Source organism: Abditibacteriota bacterium, assembly GCA_017552965.1.
GTDB lineage: Bacteria > Armatimonadota > UBA5829 > UBA5829 > UBA5829 > RGIG7931.
Genome location: JAFZNQ010000053.1, coordinates 1 through 2,008, shown reverse-complemented (window position 1 = coordinate 2,008; position 2,008 = coordinate 1). Strand labels below are relative to the sequence as shown.

The 2,008-nt window shown below is 60.9% G+C and carries 1 protein-coding gene; it reads left to right on the top strand.

Annotated elements, in window-relative coordinates; all coding sequences use genetic code 11:
* Positions 1-821: 821 nt before the first annotated feature.
* Positions 822-1,916, top strand: coding sequence for a UDP-N-acetylglucosamine 2-epimerase (non-hydrolyzing) (wecB, locus tag IK083_05265; protein MBR4748962.1), 1,095 nt, complete (start codon positions 822-824; stop codon positions 1,914-1,916).
* Positions 1,917-2,008 lie beyond the last annotated feature (92 nt).

Here is a 2,008-nt window from a genome sequence, read left to right as displayed (position 1 = left end):
CCCACCAGCCGCCTCCGGCATAGCCGGAGTAATGAACGCGGCTGGCGGGCCCTCCGTGGATCTCTTACCCCAAACGGCCCAACGCCAAGGCGTTTGACATATTGCCGTTTGGGCCGAGTGGACGCGGGGTAGAGCGCTTCCCGGTCTCCGCCTTGTACGGCCCCCCCCAACGGCATTCGGCCGTCGGTGCCCGGAAACGCTTCGTAACCCCGATTATACGGCTCCTCTGGGCTTTGTCCTTGCCCTCCCTGCCAGGGTCCTCCCATCTGCCTTCTCTGTCTCTGACAGAGTAAGGAAGAGGCAGCCGGGCCCCTCCTGAGACCTCTTACCGCAAAACGCCAAACGCAGAGCGTTTGACAGATGCGTTTTGCGCCGAGGTGACGCGGGGTAGAGCGCTTCCCGGTCTCCGCCTTGTACGGCCCCCCCAACGGCATTCGGCCGTCGGTGCCCCCGTAGATCTCTGAGCGTCCTTGGCTTCGCCAATGGCGCGAGATGACGCGGGGGATGTCCCCGGCGGTCAACTAAAACGTCATTTCGGCGCCCGGAACAAAGTGAAGGGCGGTAAGAAATCTCCTGTAATGGAAGGAAAGACCCCGGGTAAGGCATAGGCCTACCGCCGGGAGCAATCCTTTGTCCCGCCCCGGCCGGTCTATAGCCGCAACTCGAGGTTCTATTGAAGGAGACTTCTTACCGGTGAGGGCTGACAGCCCTCACCGCCGAAGTGACGTCAGGATTGAACGGGAGGGCAGGCAGAGGGCGTTTCTTGACAGACCAAGGGAATATGTGATATATTTTATTTAGATTATAAAAAGAGGCGCCAAATGAAAACTGTCATGCTGGTATTCGGCACCAGGCCGGAAGCCATCAAGATGTGCCCGCTGGTCAACGAGCTGAAGACCCGGCCGGGCATCAGGACCGTGGTCTGCGTCACGGGCCAGCACCGGCAGATGCTGGACCAGGTGCTTGACGCCTTTGGGGTGCAGCCGGACTACGACCTCTCCATCATGAAGCAAAACCAGACCCTGTTTGACATCACGGCGGGGATACTGGGCAGCATCAGGAGCGCGCTGGAAGAGGTGAAGCCCGATGTGGTATTGGTCCACGGCGACACCTCCACCACCTTTGTGACGGCTCTCTGCTGCTACTATATGCAGATACCCGTGGGCCACGTGGAGGCGGGGCTCCGCACCTACGACATATACAGCCCCTATCCCGAGGAGTTCAACAGGCAGGCGGTGAGCATCATTGCGCGCTACAACTTCGCCCCCACCCGTCTGGCCGCCGAGCAGCTGAAAAGGGAGGGCAAGGATCCCGCCACCATATATATCACCGGCAACACGGTGATAGACGCCATGCAGCACACCGTGAGGGACAACTACACCCACCCCGTACTGGAATGGGCCGCGGGCAGCAGGCTCATCTTCATCACAGCCCACCGCCGGGAGAATCTGGGGGAGCCCATGCGCCACATGTTCCGTGCCATCCGCCGGGTGCTGGACGAGCATCCGGACTGCAAGGCCGTCTATCCCATCCACATGAACCCCGCGGTCAGGGAAGCTGCGGCGGCGGAGCTGGGCGGCTGCGCCCGCATCCGCATCATCGAGCCTCTGGAGGTGTTTGACTGCCACAACTTTGAGGCCCGCTCCTATCTGTGCCTCACGGACTCCGGAGGCATACAGGAGGAGTGTCCGTCCTATGGCGTCCCCGTGCTGGTCATGCGCGATACGACGGAAAGGCCCGAGGGCATCGAGGCGGGCACCCTGAAGCTGGTGGGCACCGGCGAGGACACCATCTACAGCACCTTCAAGCTGCTCCTTGAAGATGAAGGGGAATATGCCAGGATGAGCCATGCCTCCAACCCCTACGGCGACGGCCACGCCTGCGAAAGGATAGCAGACATTCTGCAAAAGGGATAACGCGAACTATGGAAGCAGACAAGGAACTGATGTGTATTGACGATACAGACAGCCGCGGCAAGAACGGCTCCGGCGCGAGCGCAGACAAAAGT